The sequence below is a fragment of the Lacihabitans sp. LS3-19 genome (genome assembly GCF_024343575.1).
Taxonomy (GTDB): domain Bacteria; phylum Bacteroidota; class Bacteroidia; order Cytophagales; family Spirosomataceae; genus Leadbetterella.
Genome location: NZ_RJUA01000016.1, coordinates 23,892 through 37,935, shown reverse-complemented (window position 1 = coordinate 37,935; position 14,044 = coordinate 23,892). Strand labels below are relative to the sequence as shown.

The following is a 14,044-nucleotide window of genomic DNA, read 5'->3' as shown; positions in this document are numbered from 1 at the left end:
AAATTTTAAAAAGGCTAAACAAAACCTTCACTTTTCTTTATTTTCCTTATTTTTACATCTTCAACCAAATCAAAAAATATGAACTTCAGAACTTTGGGTAAAACCAATTTTAAAATTACAGAAATTGGAATCGGGACTTGGCAAGTAGGCGGTAAATGGGGATCAGACTTTGACCCAAAATTGGCTGAAAATATTTTAAATTCAGCTGCCGACCAAGGAATAAATTTCATTGATACAGCAGATGTATATAGCGATGGCGAGAGTGAAAAAGCTATTGGAAGATTCTTAAAGACTCGTTCAGAAAAGTTTATCGTAGCTACTAAATGTGGACGACAAATCAATCCTCATGTAAGCCAAGGTTATACAGTGCCAGTTTTGCGAAAATATGTAGAAGATAGCCTCAGAAGGCTAAAAGTAGACACTTTGGACTTGATTCAGTTACACTGTCCTCCTACCGAAGTATATTATAGACCTGAAATATTCGAGCTTTTTGATCAGCTTAAATTGGAAGGTAAAATCCAAAATCTGGGTATAAGTGTAGAGAAAATAGAGGAGGCTTTAAAAGGTATTGAATACGACAATGTTACTTCGGTACAAATTATTTTCAATATGTTTAGGCAGCGACCTGCGGAACTGTTTTTTGAGCAAGCCAAAAAGAAAAATGTGGGAATAATAGCCCGAGTACCATTGGCCAGTGGATTGCTTACAGGAAAGTTTTCGGCAAACTCAACCTTTGAAAAAGGCGATCACCGCAATTTTAACCGAAACGGTGAGATGTTTGACAAAGGCGAGACTTTTTCGGGAGTTGACTATGCAACTGGTTTGGAGGCAGTTAGTGAATTACAAGAAATCCTTTCCACTGACTTTACATTGGCAGCTCAGGCACTAAGATGGATTTTGATGTTTGATGCTATTAGTACTGTAATTCCTGGTGCATCGAGTCCCGAGCAGATAGGATCAAATTTAGCTGCAGCCAACACCCCTCCTTTTGACGATGACAAAATGATCAAAATTAAAGATTTATATCAGAAATATTTTAAGAAGACTATACATCATTGGTGGTGAAAATTGGTAAATAGCTGACTAAATTGGATGACAAAAACTATATTTTATAAAGTTAATTAAAGAATTACGATTTAAAAGATTCTTTTTAAGGACATTAGATTCGTCTCAAAATATTGGAATTCTCCTTTTCTAAGACATAAAACGATGTAATTTGAATTAAACAATTCAGAATCACCAAATATGTGATTCTGAATTGACAAAAAGGAATTATCGATGTCTCAACCTAAGTAAGGTTTGTTATTAAAAAATTGTAAAAATTCTTATAAAAAGGATAATAGACATTAAATGTGGGAAAACAATTGCCTGCTATCCGAAGGATATTTCCTTCAAAAACGTGAATTGGGGTTTCACCCGAAGAAAATAAAATGATAAAATCTGACTAACCATATGGAAAAACTATAATAAGATAAATAATGAAGAAAATCTCCACAATAATACTTACAATTCTCCCTTTCATAGGGATGAGCCAATATAAAGTAAGGGGAACAATAATTGCTAAATTTGATAAATCTGGAGTTCCCGCACAAATAATTGAAAAAGGGACAACTAATGGAACAATAGCAAATAGTAATGGTCAATTTGAATTAATAGTTGCCAACGAAAGAGCAATTCTTGTTGTGACTTTTCTTGGTTATCAGGTTAAAGAGGTGGAAGTAAAAAGTAACCCTACTTTAACAATAAGAATAAAAGAAGATTGTAATAAAGATTGGTTTGACTATAATATGTTAGGATTTGACTTATTAAGTGGGCTAAATAACACTCCAATTGGAGGACAAACGAATTATTCGTTTGTTGTAAAAGGGCTTCCGCTTATAAAAACCAATTTAAGCTATCAAACTAACCTCAAGAGTAACAAACTATTAAACGGAAATATTGGACTTTATCACCTTTTTGTTTCATGCGTTTTTGACGCGGACATTAACCTGAACTATAAAGATTTAAAATTCAACCAAAGTCTAGATTTATCTACAATAAATTTTTCAACTAATCTAAATCTAAATAAATTTGGAATAATCACTGGTATCGGCAGTCTATATGACAGAAATGTTCTATCTAATTCATATGGACCGACATTGGGATTTAGAACTTGGGCCTCTAGACCGTTAGGGATAAATACCACTTTCAAAAGTACGTTTAATAAGCAATTTGTAGAGACAAATATTGAAATAGAAAGACCATTTAGGCTATTTAATACTTTTTTTAGATTTTACTCGATTAAGGGTTTTAATGAATTTACTTTAGGAATCGGGAAAGATTTTTCATATTATCGAAAAAGAAAAAAAACTTAACAAAATTTATCAAAAGAATATTTCCTTCGGATTGGTAAATGGCGGGTTTCGCTCAAGCTTGAAAAAATTAAACAAATAATGGAAAACCAACTAAGTTTTAGAATCGCAAATTCCGATGACCTTATTGACATTGTAAAAATGTTGTCTGATGATACTTTGGGTGCTACTAGAGAAAAATTCGAGGCTAAACTTTCCGAAAATTATATAAGAGCATTTGAAAACATTATTAAAGACACAAATCAAGAACTTACCATTGTTGAAATGAATGGAGAAAAAATTGCGACTTTTCACTTAACTTTTATTCAATATTTAACACACCAAGGTGGTCTTAGAGCTCAAGTTGAGGCAGTTAGAACCAATTCAAAATATCGAGGACAAGGAATTGGCAAAAGAGTTTTTGAATATATAATAAATAGAGCGAAAGAAAAAAACTGCATTATGGTTCAGCTAACAACTGATAAAAAGCGACCAGACGCCATTTCGTTTTATGAAAATATAGGATTTATAGCAACACACGAAGGCATGAAACTTAAATTATAAAATATTTTGTCTTTGGGAGTCTCCGTAAGAAATTTCACAGCATATCTCCCTCTTAATTGTTCATTTTTCAAATATTCAAATAGTAATTAAGATATATTCAAACTTCTTAAGTAAATATCTAAAAAAAAATAACACAGAAAGTAGCCAGCTATCTTTTCCCCTTTTGTTTGTTTAAATCTATCAACATTGAAAAAACATTATTCTCTTTATTCAATTCTCGATATTTGTTATCAGGATCTATCTCTATTTCCAATTCGTATTTCCCTGGCTTTAATTTTTTGGGTAAGTCGATATATTGACCTTCGTAAAGCATTCCATAAGTATCATATCCACCAACACTAATACCTTGAACCCCTGGTTTACAATCCGGAAAATACCCAAAACCATAATTTGGAAGATTTTTATCTCCATACATTACTCCATCCACTACGGACAAGTGGTCATTTTGCAAAATTCCAGTATCAAATAAACAATAACTCACTTTCTCTCCCTCCCCCATTAATTTCCTTTTCCTAGATTTCTTTGCTGGCCTGTAGAGTTTAAAGGATATCCAAGAATCTACATGATAATGATTATGCCCAGGTTTATCATCATAATAATTAGTTCCTGCTGGAACATCTTCAAAAATGATGTTTTTATTTTCCAACTTATATATTCTTTGATATAATTTTTGTCTAGAAAAACTTCCATCCGAACACCTTATAGAACCAGTTACTTTACTATTTCCACAAAACCATTCATTTTTGCCGAAAGTTTCCATAGGCCCATTACCTATATTAGCAATTGATGCGGCCAATCGAAGTTGACCAGCATATTGATAATGGTTCCACTGATATTCTTTAATCTGATTTTTTGTGAATTCAGGAAGTAGAACTAAATCAGGAAGTAAAGTACAATTAGATGCATCTAAATGGCATTTACATGCATCTGGATTTTCCATCCCACATGGCCTAGAAGCATTATTAGGGTTGGGATTATCGTTAAAAAATAGAGACCAATTTAATAACTTACCTGTATCCCCACTTTTTAAATCTGTAATTAACAGTTTCCAAATACCATTTGGACTTTGACCATTATTTAGATATTCCATTCTTCCGTCTGGTATAAATTCACCCGAAAATGGATTACTCCCTTCATGAATATAACCAGTAAATCCGTTAGATTTGAAACATGTAAAAGTATAATTCTCACCATTTTCATTACCATTTCTATTGGTAAGCCAAATCCCTGTACCGTCTGGTGCAAATAACTCTACTTTCAGGTCAGATGTTAATGAATGTGCAATGGTAAAACACACCTTTGCTATTCCAAATGTTGAATTAATGGTATCTTTTATACCACTTATTTTAATTTTAAAGGTATCAGCTACAGTTACACCTGGAAAATCTTTAATAAATCCTCCGTAACTATTAAATTCTTGGGAATACAATGGTTTAGAAAAACATAAAAACAAAGCTAAGCTTAAAACAGCCTTAAAAATATTCATTTAATTTAAGATAACTTTTTTAACGAACCTGACATTTTCGTTTGAAATAGTAACTATTAATAAATCATAAAAATACCTTTTGGGGGTAATATTAAACCCATCTGCCATATTATTTAATTTGAAATCTACAGTTCTACCCAACATATCTACAACCTTAACATTTGGTTTTTTAATGTTTGAAAACACCCTAACAGACTGGCCTACAGCAGGATTCTCTAAATACACATATTCGCCATTTTCTTGATAGTTCACGTTTATTATTTTGCTAAATTCAAACGAGCCGTCCAAATTTACCATTTTTAGCCTATAATAATTATTACCTTTTATTGGATAAATATCCACAAAATCTAAAAATGAATTATTAATATAATCTTTTAATTTAAGATTGGCAATTCTTTCAAAATTTACCGCATCCTTGCTTCTTTCGAGTTCAAATTTATCAAAACCACTTGCTTCAACAAATTCCCAAGAAACATTAATACCCTCTTTTATTTGAATGGCGTTGAAATTAATTATTTTAACAGGAAAAACAGGAGTGGTACTTGCAAGCAATGCTGCTTCTGAGGTAAAAACTGTGGTACCCGTAATTGTACCAGACGTTGATGAAATAGTTCCTGTCACTAAAAAATAACCCGTATCATCCCCTGAAACATTCAGATTGTTTTGGGTGAAATTTCCAAAAATGTCAAATCCCCCAGTATTAACTATGGAAGACTGAATGGTTACATCACCTGTAATGGTAATATTGGCATTGTTTGTTAAAATTTTCCCTGGACCTTTATTTCCAACTATAAGCCCAGCAGCATCTACAGTCCCATTATTTGTAAAAGATCCATGATTATTAAATAGACCAGCTATATTTATCGAACCGCTATTAACAAAACTATTAGCTTCTTCGTTCTCTAGTGCTGCTACATCAATAGTGCCGGTAGTTGTAACAAATGAGCCATTACCAATTTTTAATTGACCATTTACTTTAGTAATTGCACCACCATTTGTCAAGTTTATACCAGCCATAGTTTGAGGGTTAACAGAATTGAAATTCAAAGTCCCATTATTCACCAATGTAATTTGATTATTTGCATAAACATCACCACTTAAATTTAAAGCTCCGCCTGAAAATATTTCCATTGCCCTATTTCCATTCCCTTGCAATCCAGAAGTATTTATTGTACCATAAACATTATAGGTAGCTTCATTTATACCGAGAGTTGATTGGTCCCATGTCACGCCTGTAGCAACACAAATGTATCTATTACCTGCACCATTTGAATTTACATTTAAATTTGGAGCGTTTCCGGTTATACACAATGTTTGTCCAGGATCAAGATTTAAATTGGTAGAATTATTTGGAGCAATACCAGAATAAGTGTATGTACAACCCGTTGTACAGCTTTGTCCATTAGCTTTGACTAATATCAAAAAAAACAGAAGTGAAACATAAATATTTTTCATAAGATATTAAGTTTAAATTGTATAACGATTAGAACCAAAATCTGAAGTTGAGCCAGTTTTTAAGGTTAACTTGTTTACTGAACCAAGTTTTTTCAATTTGGGCTTCTGATAAGTTTTTAGCCTTTTCTCTGAAGGAATTATAGAATCAGATATTTTTTTCATTTTCTTATAGGTTAAAAAATATTATAATAATAAATTATAACTTTCAACTTTTATGCCAATTTTGAAATACTCTTTACAAATGAAAAAAAATAAGTTATGATTAATTTTTTTTACAAAAACCTTGTCAAAAAAGACTTATTTCCCCTAATTGTATCCAAAAAAAACACATAAAAGTCTATTTTTTATTAGAAAGATACAAAATAATAAATATTTCATTTTCAAGGTTTTACTTTTTTTTCAGAAAATTTTCCAAATTTTGTATTTTTTCCTAATTATGGAAAAACCATTTACAAGATTGTAGATGTATTGTGCAACCTTCAAAACAGATTATCTTGGATTAATTCCAAATTGTTAATAGTAATAAGACTTCTAATTTTTTACGAATAATAGTTTTCTTAGAAATTCCATAAACCTGTTTTCACTAAAAGGTTATCAAAAGAGGAGAAAATTCCACAATAGAAAAAGCATTAAAGGTTTCAATATGAGTTCCATTCTTTTTGTAGTTTTTTTTTGATTATTCCCTTAAAGTCTATTTTAAATTCTGTTTTATTTAAAATTTGCTTTCCCCAAAAGTTTAGTCTGTCTTTGATTCAGTTGAGTCTCTATCATAGACTATTTGGCATCGCTAATACTCAAGAATTAATTTTTCTTTGGTCGAAAAAATATGCTATTGAAATTTACCCAACCTAAAAAAACAAAAAGGTCCTTTTTTTCGAAAAAAATAAGCCCGCATACAAACAGTGTGAATGTTGTAACACTTATCTGTAATTATTTAAGGGTTAAGACTTTATTCCAGGTCACTTTTGAGTGGTTGAGAAAATTTATTCAGCTATCAAGAGGATATTTCCTTCGGATTGGTGAATAGCGGGTTTCACTCGCAAAAAACTAAATGGTTTTTAATATTATATTAGCAGATTATCGCTCTCTTTAAAACTATGTTAGACAATAAAACAAACAAACACATTTTTTTAACCCAAATTCAAGCTTTCACCTTACTCAATAAATCATACAAACCTTTATTTTACCTTAATTTCACTTTATGATTTTTGCTTCTCCATCTTGATCGTACCATGTTTCAGTTAATAAACCGTTTGCATCAAAATCCAAAATTGCAAATCCATTTTTTACCCTTTTTGCATTATTTGAATAGCCGTCTCCAAGAGGTGTATTTGTATAATAATCTACCTTTTCCTCTCCTTTTAACCAACTAGCATCACCAAAAGGGATAGCGGCATGTCCAAGACACCTTGCTTTGGTTTTCCCGCTTGCTGCCTTTTCATTGTATACAATACCATTGTGCGTATGTCCCCAATACCAAACATCAGGTAAAATACTATCAAGCGAGTTAGTCACAACATCCTCCCATAAAGAATTCTTATTACCTCCTTGGGTATCTATCGGGTTGTGGTGAGTTAATATCATCAATTTTTCAGAATTAGCCTCTTTGCTAATAAAACCATCTTTACCTGGCTGATAAGGGTCGTTTATTACGCCATCCATATAGAACTTCGTGGCATTATAAGCCGAATCTAAGCCCAAAATTTTCCATTGTTTAAATTTTAAAGAGAAATAGGTAGTACATTTCTGATCTTGAAACAATTCATCAGCTAGAGCCACATTATACAATCCATTTCCACCGTCATACATTTCATGGTTTGAATTTAGGGTAAAATTACCCAAAGGAGCTTTTATCCAACAATTCAACAATTTTTTAAACTCTTCATTGGGTAATCCAGCATAATATACATCCCCTAAATGAATCATGATATCAGGTTTTAAAAGTGCTATCTGCTTCATAACCAATTGAGAAGGACTATTTTTCAAATTCCCATCTTTGTATTCACCTGTTCCCCAATCTCCGAATAGGGCGATTTTTAAACTTTCTTTATTGCTAAAATCCAAAACTGCAGGATTGTGTGCAAAAGGTTGTTTTGCAATAACTTTTACTTTTTGCAATAGAAAACATAAAAGAGATAATGACCATCCGGGATCCATTTGAGCATAACATGCAGTTGAAAGCAAAGTCCCATCGCCCATCAACACTCCAGCACCTTGCCAAATTTTTTCCCAACATGCCCAGTCGGCTTTAGTAATTTGAGAATTTGGGAGGTTACCAAATTTCTTTAGTTCATCTTTAATAATAATAGAAATATCATTATTTAAAAAATATAATGCCCAGCCAAATTCAATATTCCCCGGGTCGTTAGGCCGTGGTGGATTATTATTCATGAGCTTTATTAAAGCATTTTCACTTTCAACCAAAAATTCCCAAATTTCTTGGTCAATACTTTCCCCAGACTTTAGTGCGTCAGACAGATTCCGTTGTATTTGCAAAAAGTAGTTTAACATTGAAATTTTCATGGTATTTATATATTTAAAGTTTTTATTAAATAGTCAAATATACGACTTCATTATCAAGCTTTTACAGGTAAAAATACCCGTTAATTCAAGTAGTCTATTTTTTAATTCTATTTCGACTCGTTGATGCTGATTGTAATAAAGCCCCGCCTAAAAACAGTGTGAATGATGTAACTATTATCTGTAATTGTGTAAGGGTTAAGACTTTATTTGGGGTCACCTTTGAGTCGTTGTGGAAATTTATTCACAGTGAAAATATTTTTACCATGAAAAACGATTCTGAATTACAAACTGACGTTCAAAACGCCATCAAATGGGAACCTTTATTGCATGCAGCAGAAATTGGCGTTACTGCCAAAGATGGTGTGGTTTCATTAACAGGTGTAGTAGATAGCTACGCAAAAAAAATGGAAGCTGAAAATGCAGCCAAAAATGTATCAGGTGTGCGAGCTTTGGTTGAAAAAATAGAGGTAAAATTTCCAAGTTCTTGGACAAAAACCAATTCTGAAATTGCAAACGAAGTTTTATCCGCCTTGAAATCAAACATGTCTGTTCCAGACAATAAAGTAACGGTAAAAGTAGAAGATGGCTGGGTAACCTTGGAGGGAGAATTGGTTTGGAATTACCAAAAAGATGCCGCTAAAAAAGCTATTAGTTACCTGATGGGCGTCAGAGGGGTATCGAATAACATTAAAATCAAATCGGAAATAAAAGAAGCTATTGAACAGAAAGACATTGAAGATGCTTTCGAGAGAAGTTGCACGGTGGATGATAGAGATATTGTGGTTTCGGTTTCAGACACCACCGTTTTATTGACTGGTAGAGTAAACTCTTGGTACCAGAAAGAGGAAGCGGGCAGATTAGCTTGGAAAACTCCTGGGATATGGCATGTTAAAAATGAATTAGAGGTAGATTACGCCTATTCATATATTTAATAGAAGATTTTAAAACAGTGGAGGAAAATCCTGCCTCCTCTGTTTTTTTACATAGTTCAAATAATTTTTAAATCAATAGCCACAAATTATAAAACATATCCAATGAAAAAATTTCTTCCCATTTACATTTACGGCAGCATCATCATTTTTGAAGGCATTTTCCTTGTATTATCAAAAGACATCTCTTTCCTTACCATAAACCATACTACAGGATTCTTGCTGATCTTCGGGGCAATATTTGCCTTTGTTGCGGCTTTTTCAAGGCAAAGAAAACAGATTCAGTTTGCTTATCATGAACTACATGCATTGGCGATGTTAGCTTACGGATTATCCATTTTAATATTCTGCAACACCATCGAAAAAGTAATTTCTTTAACCGAATTTCTATTTATTTTCTATATGCTTTCCGAAGTTATCTTTTGTAGCTGGCTGTTTAATTTAGGCCAAAAAGTAGTCTTCAAAATCATAATTATCCGTCTTCTCCTTGGCATCGCAGTGGGAATTGGGTCAGTATTGGTATTAAACCAATCGGCGTTCCAATTAGAAGGTCTAGGAATACTGTTTCTTTTGGTAGGCATAAATATTTTACTCTACGTCCCTGTTTTAAAATCCGAAAAAACGCCCGAAACAAGATAGCTTTCAGTTGAAATTAGCATTAAAAGCCTCTTGCTGCTTTAGACATTAAAAGCATCATCTTGAAAATGTGTGAATGATATAACTCTTTTTAATAGTTATGTAAGACTTCAGGGATTGAAAAGAATCACCTTTGTAGTGTCGCAAGTACGAGTCATCAAATTAGCAATTCGAGAAAAATATTTCATAAAAATCAAAAGTATATAATCATGATAAAACCACACATCATAATTCTCGGATGCAATTTTGCCGGACTTACCACAGCCAGATATATCCATGCCGTAGTAAAAGGAAAAGCCGATATTACTATAATTGACCGTAAATCTTTGCTAACATTTGTGCCGAATATTCCGATGCAAGTGTTGGCAAATGTAAATCCAGCTTTGGATCTACATTTTAATTTTATGTCATTTTTAGAACATGACGGCAGCGAATTTGTTCAGGCAGAAGTCACCACAATAGACCCAGAAACGAGTACGTTTTTTTACCAACCAAACGAACGGCCAGGTCATCCTGTTCGTAAAATAAAATACAATTACTTGGTGGTTGCCTTAGGCAATCGTCTGGCGTTTGACAAAATTGATGGTTTCAACGAAAATGGACATAGTGTAACGGATGTATTTCTAGGTAATCGCTTACGGAATTATTTACACAATGAATACAAAGGCGGCCCAATAGCCATTACCTCAGATGTTTTTCACCAAGGTAAAAGTGACAAATTACCAAAAAATATGCCTGTGGCCTTAACTGCTTGCGAAGGACCACCTGTGGAAATGGCATTTTCTATGGCCCATTGGTTAGAGAAAAATGACAAAGGAAAAACCTCTACTATTTTTCTTTCAACACCTGCAAAAGTTATTGCAGAAGACGCTGGAGAGACCATTTTAAACCAACTCGTACCAATGATGGGCAAAATGGGCTATAATTACCAAGCGAATACCAATGGTATAAAAAAAGTACACAAAGGTGGCCTTGAATTCAATGATGGCACCACACAAGAAGCTGAAATCGCCATACTATTTCCTGATTGGGAAGCACATCAATTCCTAAAAGAGCTGCCATTTACAGACGATATGGGTTTTGTTATCACGGACTTGCACATGCGAAATCCTGATTACCAAAATATTTTTGCAGTAGGCGATGCGGCCTCTATTACTGTTCCCAAAATCGGTTCTCTGGGCCACATGGAAGCCGAAGTTTTGGCCAATACGCTTGGAAAAGAATTGGGTATTATTGAAGGAGATGTGAAACCGATGGAGTTTGAATTGCTCTGCATGGGCGATATGGGAGGCATCAAAGGATTCTATATGCGAACCAACGAATGGTGGGGCGGCAAAGAAAGTCATCTAGAAATGGGCTTCACACCTTATGCCCTGAAAATGGGATTCAAACAAATGTACTATACGCTCGGAGGGAAAGTTCCGCATTGGGGTTTGGCAATGAGTGAGATTTTAGGAGACCATACTTTTATTTAAATTATTACATTAAACAACAATACGATGATAACAGCTCCACATCTACATGCCATGGTTATTCATTTTCCAATAGCCCTGTTAATGATAGGTTTCCTGTCCGAAATCATTGCGGTTTTTAGCAAATGGCAATTTTTCAAAAATGTTTCATTCTACTTGCTTAGCATCGGAGCTTTAGGTGCCATAGCAGCCTATATAAGTGGTAGTTATGCTGGAGACGGAATGACAGACGGCTTATTACAAGAACCTTTGGGTATGCATAAAGAAGCTGCATTAGTAACCCTTTCTTTATCCATTCTAACTGTGCTAACCAAGGCGGCAATCTATTTTTTGAATTACCAAAAAAACTGGGCAAAATGGGCAAGTTTCTTATTGTTTTCCTTATTGGTGGGTTCAGTTACAAGAACTGCTTTTTTGGGTGGAGAACTGGTTTTCAAACACGGTGCAGGTATAGAATTAGCACTTCCTGATTTCGGGACAAAACCTTCAGAATAGTATCTAGCTTTTAAATTTCAATAAAAATCTTCTTTCAAATTCTAAAAAATAAAAAAATGAACACAAAATTCGTACGCTCAGTATCTTTCAGTTTTATCATTTCCTTGATAACGTTTATTTCGTTTTCGTCATGCTCCAAAAAAATGGCTTTTAAAAATTCTAGCGTGGTACCTGCTGCGGTTGGAAGCATCAATTTAAAAAGCGACAAAAACAATAATCACACGATAAAGATTAGCATAAATCATTTAGCACCAGCCTCACAATTGACACCTCCATACAATACTTATGTGGTTTGGATGGTAACAGAAAACAATGAAACCAAAAACATCGGCCAATTAATAAGCAGTTCGAGTTTTCTTTCTAAAGCCCTAAAAGGTTCATTGAGTGCCGTTTCTTCATATAAACCTGTGTCATTTTTTATTTCGGCCGAGAATGAAGGAAATGTAGAATATCCTGGTTTGATAGTTTTAAGTACTAGATAAAAAAGGTTTAAATAAAAAAGAAAATGAAAAAATCAATAATACTATTCACTTTAGGGTTTGCTTTTTTAGGCATAATTCTTCAGTCTTGTACCGAAAAAACTGGAAGTTCTGATGAGGAAAAAGTCGCTAAAGAAATGGAAAAGGACTCAACCGCAAATGTAGAAAAGCAAGATCCTCAAAAAGTCATCATTCAAAACATGCATGATGCTTATAAAGGTGAGACAACTGCTCATTTTAAATATGCTGCTTATAGCAAAAAAGCAGCAGAAGAAGGGCATCCTGAAATTGCACTACTTTTCAAGGCAGCCTCTGGAGCAGAGTTGATTCACGCCAATAACCACAAAGTAATTTTGATGAGAATGCGTGAATCAATACCTGAAATCACACCTGAATTTACGGTAAAATCCACTACTGAAAACCTCAAAGAAGCGATTGACGGTGAAAGTTATGAATACAATAAAATGTATCCTGAGTTTATAAAAAATGCAAATACGGCTGGCGATTATATGGCCCAGATAAGCTTAACTTATGCTTATAAAGTAGAGAAAAAACATAGGGATTTTTATATAGCAGCTCTGGCTTCATTAGAAGCAGGTACCGACAAGTCGCTAGCTAAAATATACTATTTATGTCCAACTTGCGGTAATACTTATGCCACCACAGCACCAAGTCGCTGTGAAATTTCGATGACGGATTCAAAGTTATTTATCAAAGTAGATAAACTATAAGAAACTCATTATAAGCAATATAAAACATTAACTATAATTCTTATTCTGTTTTAAATTTAGAGTTCTTCCCTTTTAAAAAAATGAAATATGTGTTTTTCAGCAAGTGCTAGTTTTGGTGCAGGTGTTGTACTTACTGTAATTGGAGTAGCATCTATTAAAAAGACTCATCGTTTTTCCCAATTGCTATTTGCTAGCATTCCGTTTATTTTTGGGGTGCAGCAAATAGCTGAAGGGGTTTTATGGCTAACGCTTCCCATTCCCGATTTTGTAAATACGCAAAAAATATTCACCTATATATTCTTGTTTTTTGCTCAAATTCTTTGGCCCATGTGGGTTCCGCTAGCGATTTTGCTTCTTGAAAAAAATATAACTAGAAAAAACATTCAAAAAGTCTTTGTAGCAGCAGGATTTATAGTGGGTATCTATTTGGCTTACTGCCTTTTTACCTATAATGTGGAAGCACAAATTTTAGGACAGCACATTTCTTATTTGCAAGATTACCCCAATTCTTTAAAAAGCTATGTAATTGTCTTGTACGCTTTAGCGACTTTGGCACCACCTTTCTTTTCTCATATTAAACGAATGTGGATACTAGGAACAACAGTCGCTATTTCATATATCATTGCCTATATATTTTACGAACATTATATTCTTTCTGTTTGGTGCTTTTTTTCTTCCATAATTAGTTTATCCATTTATGCTATTATGATAGAAATCTCAAACACTCAGAAATTGAAAAATGTTAAAGTAATTTAGCTACACTTCAACTAAAAACACTCAAGATTCAAAGCCAAAGAGTAACATACAAGACCTTTTTGGCATTTTTCATTTAAAAACCACTTTTCATTTTACAGTACCAAAAGGCTACCTTTTTTTAATCAAAAATACTTAATAAAACACAACAGTGTGAATGATGTAACTCAAATCGCAAATAGTGTAAGGCC

The 14,044-nt window shown here is 33.4% G+C and carries 14 protein-coding genes; 10 read left to right on the top strand and 4 right to left on the bottom strand.

What is annotated here, in order from left to right:
* The first annotated feature begins 78 nt into the window (after window positions 1–78).
* The 3 genes from EGI22_RS12440 to EGI22_RS12430 all read left to right on the top strand — a co-directional run bounded on the left by EGI22_RS12440 (window position 79) and on the right by EGI22_RS12430 (window position 2,894).
* Entirely contained in the window at window positions 79–1,065 is a 987-nt protein-coding gene (locus EGI22_RS12440; protein WP_255068777.1) for an aldo/keto reductase, read from the top strand.
* A 413-nt stretch (window positions 1,066–1,478) separates the two neighbouring features.
* A complete protein-coding gene (locus tag EGI22_RS12435) occupies window positions 1,479–2,354 on the top strand; it encodes a carboxypeptidase-like regulatory domain-containing protein (RefSeq protein WP_255068776.1) in 876 nt (291 codons plus the stop codon).
* Between the two features lie 78 nt (window positions 2,355–2,432).
* On the top strand, window positions 2,433–2,894 hold the full coding sequence (locus EGI22_RS12430; protein WP_255068775.1) for an N-acetyltransferase: 462 nt from the start codon (window positions 2,433–2,435) through the stop codon (window positions 2,892–2,894).
* Between the two features lie 148 nt (window positions 2,895–3,042).
* On the opposite strand, the gene EGI22_RS12425 is transcribed toward EGI22_RS12430, so the two are convergent.
* The 4 genes from EGI22_RS12425 to EGI22_RS12410 form a co-directional block, all read right to left on the bottom strand.
* Window positions 3,043–4,380, bottom strand: a complete 1,338-nt coding sequence (locus EGI22_RS12425) for a lysyl oxidase family protein (protein ID WP_255068774.1) — start codon at window positions 4,378–4,380, stop codon at window positions 3,043–3,045.
* Window positions 4,381–5,835, bottom strand: coding sequence for a hypothetical protein (locus tag EGI22_RS12420; RefSeq protein WP_255068773.1), 1,455 nt, complete (start codon window positions 5,833–5,835; stop codon window positions 4,381–4,383).
* A gap of 12 nt (window positions 5,836–5,847) precedes the next feature.
* Window positions 5,848–5,997, bottom strand: a complete 150-nt coding sequence (locus EGI22_RS12415; RefSeq protein ID WP_255068772.1) for a lasso RiPP family leader peptide-containing protein — start codon at window positions 5,995–5,997, stop codon at window positions 5,848–5,850.
* Window positions 5,998–7,029: 1,032 nt separating this feature from the next.
* A complete protein-coding gene (locus EGI22_RS12410) occupies window positions 7,030–8,358 on the bottom strand; it encodes a metallophosphoesterase (RefSeq protein WP_255068771.1) in 1,329 nt (442 codons plus the stop codon).
* Window positions 8,359–8,621: 263 nt separating this feature from the next.
* Here EGI22_RS12410 and EGI22_RS12405 point away from each other — a divergent pair, with 263 nt between their 5' ends.
* From EGI22_RS12405 to EGI22_RS12375, 7 genes are all read left to right on the top strand, one after another.
* Window positions 8,622–9,290, top strand: coding sequence for a BON domain-containing protein (locus tag EGI22_RS12405; RefSeq protein ID WP_255068769.1), 669 nt, complete (start codon window positions 8,622–8,624; stop codon window positions 9,288–9,290).
* 102 nt (window positions 9,291–9,392) lie between these two features.
* Window positions 9,393–9,926 carry a hypothetical protein gene (locus EGI22_RS12400; RefSeq protein ID WP_255068767.1) on the top strand — a complete coding sequence of 178 codons (534 nt, stop codon included), beginning with the start codon at window positions 9,393–9,395 and terminating at the stop codon, window positions 9,924–9,926.
* Window positions 9,927–10,132: 206 nt separating this feature from the next.
* On the top strand, window positions 10,133–11,398 hold the full coding sequence (locus EGI22_RS12395; protein ID WP_255068766.1) for an NAD(P)/FAD-dependent oxidoreductase: 1,266 nt from the start codon (window positions 10,133–10,135) through the stop codon (window positions 11,396–11,398).
* Between the two features lie 24 nt (window positions 11,399–11,422).
* On the top strand, window positions 11,423–11,890 hold the full coding sequence (locus EGI22_RS12390; RefSeq protein ID WP_255068765.1) for a DUF2231 domain-containing protein: 468 nt from the start codon (window positions 11,423–11,425) through the stop codon (window positions 11,888–11,890).
* 143 nt (window positions 11,891–12,033) lie between these two features.
* On the top strand, window positions 12,034–12,372 hold the full coding sequence (locus EGI22_RS12385; RefSeq protein WP_255068763.1) for a hypothetical protein: 339 nt from the start codon (window positions 12,034–12,036) through the stop codon (window positions 12,370–12,372).
* A gap of 23 nt (window positions 12,373–12,395) precedes the next feature.
* Complete coding sequence (locus EGI22_RS12380) at window positions 12,396–13,100, top strand: rubrerythrin family protein (RefSeq protein WP_255068762.1); 705 nt, start codon at window positions 12,396–12,398, stop codon at window positions 13,098–13,100.
* A gap of 87 nt (window positions 13,101–13,187) precedes the next feature.
* A complete protein-coding gene (locus tag EGI22_RS12375) occupies window positions 13,188–13,856 on the top strand; it encodes a DUF6629 family protein (RefSeq protein WP_255068761.1) in 669 nt (222 codons plus the stop codon).
* The last annotated feature ends 188 nt before the right edge of the window (window positions 13,857–14,044 follow it).